12 protein-coding genes are annotated in these 14808 nt (G+C 66.5%); all 12 read right to left on the reverse strand.

What is annotated here, in order from left to right:
- Nucleotides 1-27: 27 nt before the first annotated feature.
- Nucleotides 28-2433, reverse strand: coding sequence for an outer membrane protein assembly factor BamA (gene bamA, locus ACP7CK_RS11005; protein ID WP_197019730.1), 2406 nt, complete (start codon nt 2431-2433; stop codon nt 28-30).
- Between the two features lie 38 nt (nt 2434-2471).
- Nucleotides 2472-3689, reverse strand: a complete 1218-nt coding sequence (locus ACP7CK_RS11010; protein WP_426026022.1) for a M50 family metallopeptidase — start codon at nt 3687-3689, stop codon at nt 2472-2474.
- A gap of 24 nt (nt 3690-3713) precedes the next feature.
- On the reverse strand, nt 3714-4910 hold the full coding sequence (gene dxr / locus ACP7CK_RS11015) for a 1-deoxy-D-xylulose-5-phosphate reductoisomerase (protein WP_426026023.1): 1197 nt from the start codon (nt 4908-4910) through the stop codon (nt 3714-3716).
- The gene (locus ACP7CK_RS11020; RefSeq protein ID WP_154726163.1) at nt 4907-5728 is read right to left on the reverse strand and encodes a phosphatidate cytidylyltransferase; all 822 of its coding nucleotides are present in this window, start codon (nt 5726-5728) and stop codon (nt 4907-4909) included. Before ACP7CK_RS11020 ends, dxr begins: the two co-directional genes overlap by 4 nt.
- Nucleotides 5728-6486 carry a polyprenyl diphosphate synthase gene (gene uppS / locus ACP7CK_RS11025; protein WP_035307337.1) on the reverse strand — a complete coding sequence of 253 codons (759 nt, stop codon included), beginning with the start codon at nt 6484-6486 and terminating at the stop codon, nt 5728-5730. The genes ACP7CK_RS11020 and uppS overlap by 1 nt, the downstream gene beginning before the upstream one ends.
- A gap of 37 nt (nt 6487-6523) precedes the next feature.
- Nucleotides 6524-7081 (reverse strand): ribosome recycling factor, encoded by a 558-nt coding sequence (gene frr, locus ACP7CK_RS11030; RefSeq protein ID WP_008263615.1) that lies wholly within the window; start codon nt 7079-7081, stop codon nt 6524-6526.
- 39 nt (nt 7082-7120) lie between these two features.
- Nucleotides 7121-7855 carry a UMP kinase gene (gene pyrH / locus ACP7CK_RS11035; protein ID WP_008263497.1) on the reverse strand — a complete coding sequence of 245 codons (735 nt, stop codon included), beginning with the start codon at nt 7853-7855 and terminating at the stop codon, nt 7121-7123.
- A 129-nt stretch (nt 7856-7984) separates the two neighbouring features.
- Complete coding sequence (tsf, locus tag ACP7CK_RS11040) at nt 7985-8926, reverse strand: translation elongation factor Ts (protein WP_008260965.1); 942 nt, start codon at nt 8924-8926, stop codon at nt 7985-7987.
- Nucleotides 8927-9075: 149 nt separating this feature from the next.
- Nucleotides 9076-9984 (reverse strand): 30S ribosomal protein S2, encoded by a 909-nt coding sequence (gene rpsB / locus ACP7CK_RS11045; RefSeq protein ID WP_008264289.1) that lies wholly within the window; start codon nt 9982-9984, stop codon nt 9076-9078.
- 223 nt (nt 9985-10207) lie between these two features.
- Complete coding sequence (locus ACP7CK_RS11050; protein ID WP_426026024.1) at nt 10208-10804, reverse strand: DUF4142 domain-containing protein; 597 nt, start codon at nt 10802-10804, stop codon at nt 10208-10210.
- A gap of 96 nt (nt 10805-10900) precedes the next feature.
- Entirely contained in the window at nt 10901-11311 is a 411-nt protein-coding gene (locus ACP7CK_RS11055) for a DUF3224 domain-containing protein (protein WP_426026025.1), read from the reverse strand.
- Entirely contained in the window at nt 11311-14772 is a 3462-nt protein-coding gene (dnaE, locus tag ACP7CK_RS11060) for a DNA polymerase III subunit alpha (RefSeq protein ID WP_426026026.1), read from the reverse strand. Before dnaE ends, ACP7CK_RS11055 begins: the two co-directional genes overlap by 1 nt.
- Nucleotides 14773-14808 lie beyond the last annotated feature (36 nt).

The following is a 14808-nucleotide window of genomic DNA, read 5'->3' on the forward strand; positions in this document are numbered from 1 at the left end:
TCGTGCGTGCGCTTTTGCGTCGCGGGCTTAGAACTGGGTGGAGGTCGAGAAGCGGAAGGATTCCGTCTTGTCGTAGTCTTCCTTGGACAGGACCTTGGAGATGTCGAACCGGATGGGGCCCATCGGCGATTTCCAGTGAATGCTGACGCCGGCCGACGCGCGCAGAGACAACTCATCGGCGATATTGGTGTTGACCGTGCCGGTCGTTGTCAACTTGTAGCGATCATCCAGCACGCCCAGGGTGCCGACGTCGGCGAACAGCGAGGTCTTGATGCCGTACTGCTCGGGCAGATAGTTCGGCAGGGTCAGTTCAACAGTGCCGATGGCGTAGAAGTTGCCGCCCAGGGCGTCGGTCGTCCGCAGGTCGCGCGGCCCCATCCCGGCGGTCTCGAAGCCGCGGAAGCTGTTGCCGCCCTTGAAGAAGCGGTCGTTGATCCGGATCGGATCGCCGTTCCAGCCGCTGACATAGCCGGTGGAGCCCTGGACGCTGACGACCCAGCGCGGCGAGAAGCCATAGTACCAGGCTGCGTCGGCTTCGGTCTTCACATAGTTCACGTCGCCGCCGAGACCGGCCAGGTCCTGACGCAGCGAGCCCGACCAGCCGCGCGTCGGGCGAACCGGGTCGTTGGTGTAGTTCATCTGAAGCGTGTAGCCGACGGACGAGTTGATATAGCTGCCGACCTGGTCGCACAGGGCCGAAGAGCCGCTGCCGGTCGCGTTGCAGTAGCCGGTCGGGACGATGATCTCGTCCGATTTCAGGAAGTAGCGGGTGCTGAGCAGCATATTGCCGTTCAACGGATAGGACAGGCGCAGGCCGCCGCCGGTCGAACGATAGTCGTAGGACGAATATTTGCTCAGGTCATATCGCGAGTGGAACAGATCCCAGCCCGCCCGAAGGTCGCGGCCTAGGAACTTGGGCTCGGTGAAGCGGAAATCGACCTGCTGACGCAGCGAGCCCCATTCAAGACGCGCGACGACGTTCTGGCCGCGCCCGCGGAAGTTCCGCTCGGAAATGCCAAGGTTGACCGTGAAGGAGTCGACCGAGCTGAAGCCTGCGCCGACGGACAGTTCCCCGGTCGGCTGTTCCTGGACGTTGACGTTGATGACCGAACGGTCGGGCGCGCTGCCGCGCGTTTCCTCGATCGTCACATCCTTGAAGAAGCCGAGCGCGCGCAGATTGTTGCGCGAGCGCTCCATCAGGGCGCGGTTGAAGGCGTCGCCTTCGGTCAGCATCAATTCGCGGCGGATGACCGGGTCGATGGTGCGGGTGTTTCCGACCACATTGATGCGGTCGATATAGACGCGCTGCCCCTCGGACACATTGAAGGTCACGTCCACCGTGTCGGTGTCGGGATTGGCGCGATAGGTCGGATTGATCTCGACGAAGGCGTAACCGGCCGAACCGGCGGCGAAGGTCAGGGCGTCGACCGCCTGTTCGATCTTGTCGCTCTCGTAGAGCTGGCCTTCGCGGATCGGCACAAGCGCCTTGAGGAATTCGGCGTTGAGGCGGTCATTCTGGGTGATGACGTCGACCTTGCCGAAGTTGTACTTGTCGCCCTCGTTCAGGGTCAGGGTCAGCTGGAACGCCTGATCGTCAGGCTGCAGCTCGGCCACCGACGAGACGATGCGGAAGTCGTAGTAGCCGCGGTTCGTATAGAATTTCCGCAGCTGCTCCTGGTCGTAATCCAGGCGGTTCGGATCATAGTTGTCGTTGCTGGAGAAGAACTTCCACCACTGCGACCGCTCGGTCACCATGACGCCGCGCACGTCGTTGTCGGAAAACGCGTGGTTGCCCAGGATGTTGATGGCGCTGATGCCGGTCTGGGGGCCTTCGTTGATCTCGAAGATCACATCGACGCGGTTCTGTTCCAGCTGAACCAGTTTCGGCGTCACGGTCGCCGAGATGCGGCCCTGCAGGCGATACAGTTCGACGATGGCGCCGACATCTTCCTGCACCTTGGCGCGGGTGTAGATGCCGCGCGGCTGAAGCGTGACCTCCTTGGTCAGCTTGTCCTGCGACAGGGCGCTGTTCCCCTCGAACACCACCTGGTTGATGATCGGGTTCTCGACGATCTGGACGATGAGGTCGCCGTTCTGCACGCCCAGCTGCACGTCGGCGAACAGGCCGGTGCGTGACAGGGTGCGAACCGCGACATCCAGAACGGCGGCGTCGACCGTGTCGCCGGGGCGGATCGGCAGATAGGACAGGACCGTGGTCTGGTCGATCCGCTGCGCGCCCTGAACCAGGATGCGATTGACCGTCAGCGACTGGGGCGCGGCGATCTCGACGCGCGGCGGCTGTTCGCCGGCGGGCGCGGGCGCCGCAGGAGCCCCTGCGGTCTGGGCCAGGGCCGGGGCGGCGAAGCCTGCGGCGACAGCCAGCGCGAGGAGGCTGGATCGGGCGCCCAGTCGGACGGCGGCGCGTGATGTCATGTCGTTCATTCTGGAAACCATCGGGGGCTGGCGTCGGCTCACGAGACGAGCCCGCCGAGGAATTGGAAGATGTTGAGCTTCTGTAGGTCGTTCCACGTCGCGAACAACATAAATCCCGCCAGAAGCGCAAGACCTGCGCGATAGCCCATCTCCTGATACCGCGCCGCAACGGGCCGCCGCACTATGGCTTCATAGCCGTAGAAAAGCAGATGTCCGCCGTCCAGCACAGGGATGGGCAAGAGATTTAGAAAGCCGATTCCGATCGAAAGTATGGCGGCGAAGGTTGTCAGGGTGAGCAGAAGGTTGATTGCGATGGCCTCGGGCGCCGGATTGGCCTCCACCGCCGCCGTCGTCAGCGAACCGGTCGCCTTGGCGATGCCCAACGGACCGCTGAACTGGTCGCCCGACTCCCGACCCGTCGCCAGACGCCCCAGGTAGGTCAGGGTCGAACCGACGACGTCGCGGGTCTGGCGCACGCCTTCGACCACGGCGTCCACAGGCCCATAGCGGACATGACGCAGGTCGCCCGGCGCAGGCGCGAGCCCCAGGCCGATCCGGCCGACCTTGACCCGCCCGGCGATGGGATCGTTCTCTTCGCGACGCTCGGGAACGGCGGTCAGCTCCACCACCTGCTGCGCACGTTCGACGGTGAATCGGACGGGATCGCCGGTCGACAGCATGACGGTGCGCGTCACCTCTCCGCCGTCCTTGATCGCCTTGCCGTTCACCCCTGTGATCAGGTCGCCGACCTGGAAGCCGGCGGCGGCGGCGGGCGAACCGGCCTGGACCTCGGCCACGCGGGCGGGCCGTAGTTGCGCGCCCACGCTCATGAAGACGATCGCGAAAATGGTGATGGCCAGCAGGAAGTTGGCGGCGGGCCCGGCCACGACGATCAGGGCGCGCTGCCAAACCGGCTTGAAGTGGAAATAGTCGCGCTCAGCCCCCGGCCCGCTCTCGGCGATCACCCGCTGGCGCAGTTCAGCCAGGCCCGCCTGATCCGGCACGCTGGAAGCGTCCAGATCGCCCGAGAATTTGACATACCCGCCCAGCGGCATCCAGCCGAGCCGCCATTCGATGCCGTGCCGGTCGGTGCGGCTGAAGATCGCCTTGCCGAAACCGATGGCGAAACGGTCCACCTTCACGCCGAAGGCGCGGGCGACGAGGAAGTGACCCAGCTCATGAATGGTGACGATGAAAGTCAGCACCAGCAGGAACGGCACGATGTAGATCAGGATCTGACCCAGAGCGCCCAGCATTGTAAAATCGTCTCCCCTGGCCGATCAGGCCGCGTTCGCCAGTCCGGCGATTATGGTTCCGGCCATCAGACGGGTCTGGGCGTCGACCGAAAGGGCCGCGCCACAGGCGTCTCCAGAGCCGAAAACCATCCCCGCCTTCGTCGCACGATCAAGGGTTTCGGCGACGACTGCGGCAATATTGAGAAAGGCCAGCTTGCGGTCAAGAAATGCAAAGGCCGCGACCTCGTTGGCGGCGTTGAACACGGCAGGCGCCGCCCCCCCCGCCTGCAGGGCCTGACGCGCCAGATCCAGGGCCGGGAACCGCGCCAGATCGGGCGCTTCGAACGTCAACCGACCCAGAGCCGCCAGGTCCAGCTTCGGCGCGGGCCAGGCGAGGCGATGGGGCCAGGCCAGGGCGCAGGCGATCGGCGTGCGCATGTCCGGCGGCCCCATCTGGGCCAGAGTCGAACCATCCACATATTCCACAAGGCTGTGGATGATCGATTCGGGGTGGACCACGACGTCGATCCGCTCCGCCGGCATGGCGAACAGATAGGCCGCCTCGATCATCTCCAGGCCCTTGTTGGCCATGGTGGCGCTGTCGACCGAAATCTTGGCCCCCATGCTCCAGTTCGGATGGGCGACGGCCTGTTCGGGCGTGATCCCGGTCATCTGGGCGCGCGGGGTCTGGCGGAACGGCCCGCCCGAGGCGGTGAGCACCAGTTTCGACACCTGCTCGGGCGCGTCGGCCGGAAACACCTGGAAGATGGCGGAATGTTCGGAATCGACCGGGATCAGCCGCCCCCCGGCCCGTCGAACGCGCTCGATCAGGGCCGGGCCGCAGCAGACCAGGCTTTCCTTGTTGGCCAAGGCCAGGATGGCGCCCGTTTCGGCCGCCGCCCAGGCCGACTTCAACCCTGCGGCCCCGACGATGGACGCCATGATCCAGTCGGCCGGCCGCGTCGCCGCCTCCACAATGGCGTCCTCGCCCGCCGCCGCCGCCACGCCGGTTCCCGCCAGGGCGTCGCGCAGATCGGTCAGCCTCTTCGGGTCGGCCGTCACCGCCAGTTTCGGCTTCCAGCGCCGCGCCTGCTCGGCCAGTTTGGCGATATTGGCGCCGCCCGTCAGGGCCTCGACCTCGAAGGCCCCCGTGCCGGTGGCCTCGGCCTGTTCCATCAGGTCCAGGGTCGACGAGCCGACCGAGCCGGTGGAGCCCAGAACCGTGACGCGGCGATGGATCAAGACGCGCCCTTTTCCAGCAGAACCACCAGCAGACGTCCCGCCGCCACCACCACGACCGCGAACATCAACCCGTCCACCCGGTCCAGCAGGCCGCCGTGGCCGGGGATGGTGTTGCCCGCGTCCTTGACGCCGAACCGGCGCTTCAGCCCCGACTCCCACAGATCGCCGCCCATGGTGGCCAGCGCGGCCGCGAGGCCCAGGATCGCGCCCCAGAAGATGGTCAGGCGGCCCATGTCGAACCAGGCCGTCAGGGCCGCACCGGCGACCGCGCCCGCCAGAATGCCGCCGACGAAGCCGGACCAGGTCTTGTTGGGCGAATAACGCGGCCACAGCTTCGGCCCGCCCAGGGTCGAACCCGCCAGATAGGCCAGAATGTCCGCCGACCAGGTCACAGCGAAGACAAGCGCCGTCCAGTGCAGACCGACCGCGCCGTCCCCGTCGCGCAGCCAGATCAGCAGCACCGAGGGCCAACCCAGATAAAGCACGCCATAGGCCGCATCCACGGCCTGTTGGCCTCGACTTCGGGCATAGAGCCCCGCAGCGGCGGCGCCGAACACCAGGATGACGAAGGCGACCGACATGACGCCGAAATAGGCGCTGACGACGGCGGCCACGACGGCCAGGGCCACCGCCAATCCGACGGGACGCGGAGCCTTGGGCGCGCTCATGGCGCCCCATTCGAAGGCCAGGACGACGCAGGCGGCCAGCATCAGCGCCAGGAACCAGACGCCCCCGAACCAGGTGGCGGCCACCGCCGCCGGCGCCAGGACGGCGGCCGAGGCCGCCCTCAAGGCGATATCCCGCCCCTTGACCGCCATCAGGCCGACACGCGCGCAGGCGCGTCCTCTCGCCCGCCGTAGCGGCGTTCGCGTTGAGCGAAGGCGGCGACCGCCTCCCCCAGCGCCTTCGGCCCATAGTCGGGCCACAGGATGTCCTGGAACACCAGTTCGGCGTAGGCGGCTTCCCACAGCAGGAAGTTCGACAGGCGCTGCTCGCCCGAGGTGCGGACGATCAGATCCAGCGGCGGCGATCCCGCCGTGGCCAGGCCGGCGGCCAGGGTGTCTTCATCGATCGGCTCGACCGTCTCGCCCGCCAGCAGCCTTTGCATGTGGCGACGCGCGGCGTCGACCAGATCGGCCCGGCCGCCATAGTTGAAGGCGACCTGAAGCATGAACCGGTCGTTGTGGGCGGTCTGGCGCTCGGCCTTTTCGATGATGGCGGCGATGTCGGACGGCAGTCCGTCGCGGCGGCCGAGAATGCGCAGGCGCACGCCCGCCTTCTCCAGCCGCGCCAGATCACTGGCCACATAGGTCCGCACCAGCCCCATCAGGTCCGAGACCTCCTCGGCCGGACGGCTCCAGTTCTCGGTCGAGAAGCCGAAGACGGTCAGGCATTCGATGCCGAAATCGGGCGCGGCCTGGATCGTGCGCTTCAGCGCCTGGACCCCCTCGCGATGTCCCATGGCGCGCGGCAGGCCCCGGGCGCTCGCCCAGCGGCCGTTGCCGTCCATGATGATGGCGACATGGCGTGGTCCATCGGAACGCGAGCTCGAAGGCGCGGCGCGGTCTGCCGTCATCTGTCGTTCCGTCCCTTCAGACCCAAGCCGTTCCGCCTCAGACCTGCATGATCTCTTGTTCCTTGGTCTTCAAGGCCTCGTCGATGCGCTTGATGGCGGCGTCCGTCTCCTTCTGGATGTCCGCCTCCAGCTTCTTCTGTTCGTCCTGGCTGATCTCGCCCGCCTTCTCGGCCTTCTTCAGATCGTCGTTGGCGTCGCGGCGCACGTTGCGCACGGCGATCTTCTGTTGCTCGGTGTACTTGCCGGCCAGCTTGACCAGGTCCTTGCGGCGCTCCTCGGTCAGCGGCGGCACGGGGATGCGCAGGGTCTGTCCGTCGACGATGGGGTTCAGGCCCAGGTTGGCGTTGCGAATGGCCTTTTCGACCGCGACCACCATGCCCTTGTCCCAGACGTTGACGGAGATCATCCGCGGCTCGGGCACGCTGATGGCGGCGACGGCCGACAGCGGCGAGGCCGATCCATAGGCCTCGACCCGCACGGGCTCCAGCAAGCCGGCGTTGGCGCGTCCGGTGCGCAGCCCGCTGAACTCTTCCTTCAGCGCCACGACCGCCTTCTCCATGCGGTCGCGATAGGTTTTCACTTCGGGCTTGGCCATGGTCTTGGTCTCTCTTGTCTTGAACGGATCGTCGAACGATCAGGCGCGGTCCTGGATGATGGTGCAGGTGCCCTCGCCGGTCAGGGCGCGGCGCAGGGAGTCGTCTTCGCGGATCGAGAAGACCACGATCGGAATACCCGTGTCGCGCATCATGGCGATGGCGGAAGCGTCCATCACCCGCAGATCCTGGGCCAGAACCTCCTGATAGGTCAGGGTCTCGTAGCGGGTCGCGGTCGGATCCTTCTTGGGGTCCGCAGTATAGACGCCGTCAACGCTGGTGCCCTTCAGCAGGGCGTCGCAGCCCATTTCGGCCGCGCGAAGGGCGGCGCCCGAATCCGTCGTGAAGAAGGGCGCGCCGACGCCGGCGGCGAAGATGACCACGCGGCCCTTCTCGAGATGACGCAGGGCGCGGCGGCGGATGTAGGGTTCGGCGATGGCGGCCATCGGAATGGCGCTCTGCACGCGGGTCGAGACGCCGATCTTCTCCAGCGCCGACTGCATGGCCAGGGCGTTCATGATGGTGGCCAGCATGCCCATATAGTCGGCCTGGGCGCGCTCCATGCCCGCCGCCGCCTTGGACAGGCCACGGAAGATGTTGCCGCCGCCGATCACCAGACAGATTTCCACGCCCTCGGCCGCGACCTGGGCCACGGCCTTGGCCACGGTGTCCACGGTCTTCATGTCGACGCCGAAGGCCTGATCGCCCATCAGGACTTCGCCGGAGACCTTGAGCAGGACGCGCTTGTAGCGAAAATTGGCGGGGGCGTCGGGCATGCGGCGGGGGTCCGTTTGAATGCGGCGCCTTTTGAATCAGGCGACTTCTTATAGACGAAGGGCGCGCCGGCCATCAAAGCCGAACGCGCCCTTCTGATACAAAACCCTCACGAATGAGGGGAAGACTGCTTAGTTGCCGCCCATCATCGAGGCGACTTCCGACGCGAAGTCGGGGCCTTCGACCTTCTCGACGCCTTCACCCAGCGCCAGACGGACGAAGCCGGCCAGGTGCAGGTTGGAGGAGCCCAGTTCCTTGGCCGAGTTGGCGACCAGCTGTTCGATGGTCACGTCCGGGTCCATGACGAAGGGCTGCTTGGACAGCACCACGTCCTTCTGGAACTTGTTGATCTGGCCTTCCACGATCTTGGCGATCATGGCTTCGGGACGGCCTTCTTCCTTGGCCTTTTCGGTCAGGACGGTGCGTTCCTTCTCGATGGCGGCGGGGTCCAGGTCGTCCGTGTTCAGCGACAGCGGCGCCGTGGCGGCGACGTGCATGGCGATCTTGCGGCCCAGTTCGCGCAGGGCGGTCTTGTCGCCCTCGCCTTCCAGAGCGACCAGCACGCCGATACGGCCCACGCCGGGCGAAACCGCGTTGTGGACATAGGTCGAAACGACGCCTTCCGACACCGACAGGCGGGCGGCGCGGCGCAGCTGCATGTTTTCGCCGATGGTGGCGATCATGTTGGTCACTTCGTCCTGGACCGTCTTGCCGGCTTCCAGTTCGGCGCCGTGCAGGGCCTCGACGGTGTGATGCTCCAGGCCCAGCTGGGCGAACGACTTGGCGGCGTTCTGGAACAGTTCGTTACGGGCGACGAAGTCGGTTTCCGCGTTGAACTCGATGGCGGCGGCGACTTCGCCCTTGCCGTCTTCCTTGGACGCCACGGCGACCAGGCCCTCGGCGGCGACGCGGTCGGCCTTCTTGGCGGCCTTTGACAGGCCCTTGGCGCGGAGCCAGTCGATTGCTGCTTCGATGTTGCCGTCGTTTTCGACCAGCGCCTTCTTGCAGTCCATCATGCCGACGCCCGAACGCTCGCGAAGTTCCTTCACGAGGGCGGCAGTGATCTCGGCCATGTTCTTCTCCTTGGGGGATTCGTATGTGGGAACGGCCGGGCTGATTTAGCCCGGCCGTGTGTCAGTTCAACGCACAGCCTTCGGATTGACGCTCAAGTAGCGAGCCGCCGCGCGGCAAGCGTAGCGTCAAAAGGAGGGCCGTCGGGCGATCAGCCCGTGGCCTTCTCGGTTTCGACGGCGTCGTTCGCTTCCGAAGTGGCGGCCTGAGCAGCTTCATCGGCGACAGCCGGTTCAGCGGCGGCGACCAGTTCAGCGGCGACGTCTTCCGTGCCGGCCGGAGCGGCGTCGGCTTCGACCGGGGTCGAGGCTTCACGCAGCATGGGCTCTTCCGGATTGATCGCAGCACCCAGGTCCACGCCCGAGGCCGAGGCGCCGGCGGCCAGACCGTCCAGGACCGCGTCGGCGATCAGGTCGCAGTAGGTCTGGATGGCGCGGGCGGCGTCGTCGTTGCCGGGGACCGGATAGGTGATGCCGTCCGGGTCCGAGTTGGTGTCCAGGATGGCGATGATCGGGATGTTCAGCTTGCGGGCTTCCTGGATCGCGATCGCTTCCTTGTTGGTGTCGATCACGAACATGATGTCCGGGATCGAACCCATGTCCTTGATGCCGCCCAGCGACAGCTCCAGCTTGTCCTTCTCGCGCTGCAGGTTCAGCAGTTCCTTCTTGACGCGGCCTTCGCCGCCGTTCTCGAGGATGCCTTCCAGTTCACGCAGACGGGCGATCGAGCCCGAGACGGTGCGCCAGTTGGTCAGGGTGCCGCCCAGCCAACGGTTGTTCATGTAGTACTGGGCGCAGCGCTTGGCGGCTTCGGCGACCGGCTCGGAGGCCTGGCGCTTGGTGCCGACGAACAGGACGCGGCCGCCCTTGGCGGCGACGTCGCGCACGGCCACCAGAGCCTGGTGGAACAGCGGCATCGTCTGCGACAGGTCGATGATGTGGATGTTCGAGCGCGAGCCGAAGATGTAGCGGTCCATCTTCGGGTTCCACCGGTGCGTCTGGTGGCCGAAGTGGGCGCCCGCTTCAAGCAGGGTGCGCATCGAGAATTCAGGCAGAGCCATGATCGTTCAGTCCTTTTTCCGATCAAACGTGGCGCGGGGGATTAAAGGTCACAAGACCCTCGGAATGGAGCGGATCGGGATGTCTCCCCGAAACGCGCCTCGCCCGCGTTGCGAAATGCGGGGGCCATGTAGGCGGGATAGGCCCGAATAGCAAGCGCCGCCTGACAAAACACAGAAGGCGGCCCCTTTCGGGACCGCCTGTCATGGGCGAAATTCGTCGCCCTTAGTTCATCGCATCCATCAGGGCCTGGGCGCGATCGCGGTGGGCCGTGATGGTCGGGATCAGCTCCCGGGCCAGACCGGCCAGGGCCGGGGCGTCGGTGTTGTCGTCGAAACCGTTCAGCAGGGTCAGGGTCTCGTTATGAGCGGCGACCTGCTGCTCCAGATAGACCTTGTCGAAATCAGCCGGCGTAGCGGCCTTCAGATTGTCGATCAGCCCCTGGCGACGTTCGTCCAGCGTGGTGGGAACCGTGACGTTCGGAGCCGCCGTCGCGACGACGGAGGTCATCTTCTCGCCCGCAGCCGTGTGATCCTTGTCGATCATGGCCGCCAGGGCCTTGACGTCGGCGTTGGTCGATTTGTCGGCCGCGACCTTTGCGGCCTCGATTTCATACATGTTGCCGACCGCAAGGCTCGTGACAAAGCCCTCGACGGTGTTGGCGCCCAGGGTGGCGGCGGAGGTCTGGCCGACGACGCCGGAAGCGGCGTCCTGGGTCGCATTCACGGCTTCGTCGGCGTTCTGGGCTGCGGTGTCGCCGCCCTGATTGCAGGCGCCGAGCAAAGCGACCGAAGCGACGCCGGCGAGAACGAGATTTTTCATTGGAACAGTCTCCCTTGTAGACTAAACCAACCCTTCACGGCTCATGCGGTTCCGCAATTACAACAGCTTGACCATATGCAACCGACCCTCGGAGCGTCATTCAGGCAGGCTGTAGTCCAGGACATAACGATGCTCCCCGTCGGCGATGGTCAGGTGGAAGACCCCGCTTACTCCCGCCAGATCACCCCTGCCTGAGCCCGGCACGATGGTGATCAGAAGCTCCTGCGACCCCGCGTTCATGACGCCGCGATGGACCATGGAGAAACCGCCCTGGCGACCGTTCAGCACGCCCGTCACCCGCTCCAGGGCGACATAGGCGCCGGACTGGCCGGCCATGATCCCCAGCATCTCCCCCACGCCGGTTCCTTCAAGATCGCCGTGGAAGGTCTTGGCGAGCTTCATTCGGCCGTGGGTGTCGGCGGGGGTGTCGGCGGGCGCGTCGGGCTCGGGCGCGACCGGCGTGATCTTGACCTCGAAGGTTCCGGCGGCGTGGGACAGCGCGGTCATCACGCCTCCTCCAGCATCAGGACGCCCGGCGCCGACTTCAGGGCGCCGCGCAGGGCGCCGTCCAGCCGATAGCGGCCGGGAAGCTTGACCTCGACCTCCTGACGGCCTTCCAGCGAGGCGACCAGGGAGATTTCGCCGCCCTTGCCGATGGCGCCGGAGCGGGCGCGTTCCAGCCGGGCCTTCAGGGCCTCGGCGTCGGCGGTGCGGGCCGAGACATGGATGCGCAGTCCGATGTTGGCGTCGTCCAGCAGATTGTCCATCCGGCTGGCGTCGTCGCCGAAGAACCGCACCTCCCCTTCCGAGGCCTTGGCGCGGACCCGCACCATGACCGAGGCGCCGGGCTCCAGCACCTCGCGGCATTTGCGCAGCTGTTCGGGCGGGAACAGGCATTCGAACTCGCCGGTCGGGTCCGAGAAGGTGACGAAGGCGAATTTCTCGCCGGTCCTGGCGCTGGCGCGTTCCTGCTTGCGGCGCACCACCCCGGCCATCTGGAAGGCCTCGTGGCCCGATTCCGCCAGGGGAATCGCCTCGGCGACGAAGGTGACGCGCTTGCGTTTCAGGGCCGAGGTCATCTCGTCCAGCGGGTGGCCGGACAGATAGAAGCCGACGGCCGACAGCTCATGGTCCAGCCGCTCGGGCCCGACCCAGGGCTCGACGCTCTTCAGCCGCGGCCGGCCGACATGGGCCTGATCCCCTCCGAACAGGGAGACCTGGGACGAGGCGCGTTCGGCCGCCACGCTCTGGCAATAGGCCATCAGGACGTCGGCCTGTTCGACCAACTGGCGGCGGTTGGGATGGATGCTGTCAAAGGCGCCGGCCTTGGCCAGGCCTTCCAGCGCCCGCTTGTTGATGCTGCGCGGATCGACCCGTTCCAGGAAGTCGAAGATGTCGGCGAAACGACCGCCGGTCTCGCGCACCTCGATGACGTGTTTCATCGCCTCGAGCCCGACGTTGCGGATGGCGCCCAGGGCGTAGAGGACCACGCCACGACTGTCGTCCCAGGCCACGTCGAAGTCGGCCGAGGACCGGTTCAGATCGGGCGGCAGCACCGGCACGTCGAACCGTTTGGCGTCCTGATAGAAGACCGCCAGCTTGTCGGTGTTCGACAGGTCCAGACTCATCGAGGCGGCGAAGAACTCGACCGGATGATTGGCCTTCAGCCAGCCGGTCTGGAACGAGATCAGGGCGTAGGCGGCGGCGTGCGACTTGTTGAAGCCATAGCCGGCGAACTTGGCCACCAGGTCGAAAATCGAGCCGGACTGGGTCTCGGGGACGGTCTTCTCCAGCGCGCCCTTGACGAAGCGCGCCCGCTGGAAGTCCATCTCCTCCTTCTTCTTCTTGCCCATGGCGCGACGCAGCAGGTCGGCCTCGCCCAGGCTGTAGCCCGCCAGGATCTGGGCGATCTTCATCACCTGTTCCTGATAGATGATGACCCCGTAGGTCTCGGTCAGCACCTCCTTCAGACTGGGGTGCAGATAATCGACCTCGGCCCGACCGAACTTCCGGTCGATATAGGTGTCGATCATCTCCATCGGCCCCGGCCGATACAGCGAGATCAGGGCGGTGATCTCCTCGATCGAGCCGCAGCGCATCTTGCGCAGGGTGTCGCGCATCCCCTGGGATTCCAGCTGGAACACCCCGACGGTCTGGCCCGAGGCCATCAGCTCATAGGTGCGGGCGTCGTCCAGCGGCAGGCCGTTCCAGTCCTGCGCCGCGCCGCGCCGTTCCAGATAGCCGCGCGCGCGGTCCAGCACGGTCAGGGTCTTCAGGCCCAGGAAGTCGAACTTCACCAGACCCGCCGGCTCGACCCATTTCATGTTGAACTGGGAGGCCGGAATGGTCGAGCGCGGATCCTGGTACAGGGGCACCAGTTCGACCAGGGGCCGGTCGCCGATGACGATGCCGGCGGCGTGGGTCGAGGCGTTGCGGTACAGCCCCTCCAGCTCCAGCGCCGTCTCCAGCAGGGTGCGGACCGCAGGTTCGGCGTCCCTGGCTTCCTTCAGGCGCGGCTCAAGGTCGATGGCCTGGGCCAGGGTGACGGGATTGGCCGGGTTGTTCGGCACCATCTTGCAGAGCCGGTCCACCTGGCCCAGCGGCATCTGCAGCACCCGGCCGACGTCGCGCAGCACGGCCCGCGCCTGCAGGGTGCCGAAGGTGATGATCTGGGCCACCCGGTCCTTGCCGTAGCGGTCCTGGACATAGTCGATCACCTCTTCGCGCCGCTCCTGGCAGAAGTCGATGTCGAAGTCGGGCATGGAGACCCGTTCGGGGTTCAGGAACCGCTCGAACAGCAGGCCGAACCGCAGCGGGTCCAGATCGGTGATGGTCAGGGACCAGGCGACCAGAGAGCCCGCCCCGGAGCCCCGCCCCGGCCCCACCGGGATGCCGTGCTCCTTGGCCCATTTGATGAAGTCGGACACGATCAGGAAATAGCCGGGGAAGCCCATCTGCTGGATGATGCCGACCTCCCATTCCAGCCGGCTCCAGTATTCCGCCTCGGGCACGGCGGGGGTGATCTGGCCAAGGCGGACCTTCAGCCCCTCGCGCGCCTGGTGCGCCAGTTCGTCGGCCTCGGACCGCCCTGCCCCGGTGTCGAACCGCGGCAGGATGGGCGCATGGGTGTTGACCAGGAAGGCGCAGCGCCGGGCGATGTCGATGGTGTTGTCGCAGGCCTCGGGCAGGTCGGCGAACAGGTCGCGCATCGCCTCGGCCGACTTGAACCAGTGTTCGCCGGTGATGCGGCGGCGGTCTTCCTGGCCGGTGAAGGCGCCGTCGGCGATGCACAACAGGGCGTCGTGCGACTTGGCCTGGGCCGCCTTGGCGTAATAGACGTCATTGGTCGCGACCAGGGGCGTCTCGTGGGCGTAGGCCCATTCGACCAGACCGGGCTCGGCCCGCTTTTCGTCCTCCAGCCCGTGACGCTGCAGCTCGACATAGAAGCGGTCGCCGAAGGCGGACTTCATCGTCGCCAGGGCGGCCGCCCCCTCGCCCGTCTTGCCCTGGGCGAACAGGGGATCGACCGGACCGTCGGGGCCGCCCGACAGCAGGATCAGCCCCTCGGACCGCGCCACGACCTGGTCCCAAGCCACGCCCGGTTCGGCCATTTCGCCCGCGTCCAGATAGGCCGAGGACGACAGGGCGCACAGGTTGCGCCACCCGGCCTCGTTCTGGACCAGCAGGACCACGGTCGGGGTCTTGGCCCAGCGCACGGCCTGGTGTCCGCCGACGCCGAACACCGGCAGGGCGCAGGCGATGATGGGCTGGACCCCGGCGTCACGGGTGTACTGGCTGAACTCCAGCGCGCCGAACAGATTGGTCCGGTCGGCGATGGCCACGGCCGGCATGCCCGCGTCCGCCGCCAGCTTGCCCAGCTTGCCCGCCTTGATCGCGCCTTCCAGCAGCGAATAGGCCGAGCGGACCCGCAGATGGACGAAACCCTGACTGTTGACCGGTTCGCTCACTGGACCTCCGCCTGTCGCGCCTCCGAAGGGAGGCCG

Origin of the sequence: Brevundimonas sp. TSRC1-1 (assembly GCF_049898245.1) — a bacterium.
Lineage (GTDB): Bacteria > Pseudomonadota > Alphaproteobacteria > Caulobacterales > Caulobacteraceae > Brevundimonas > Brevundimonas mediterranea_A.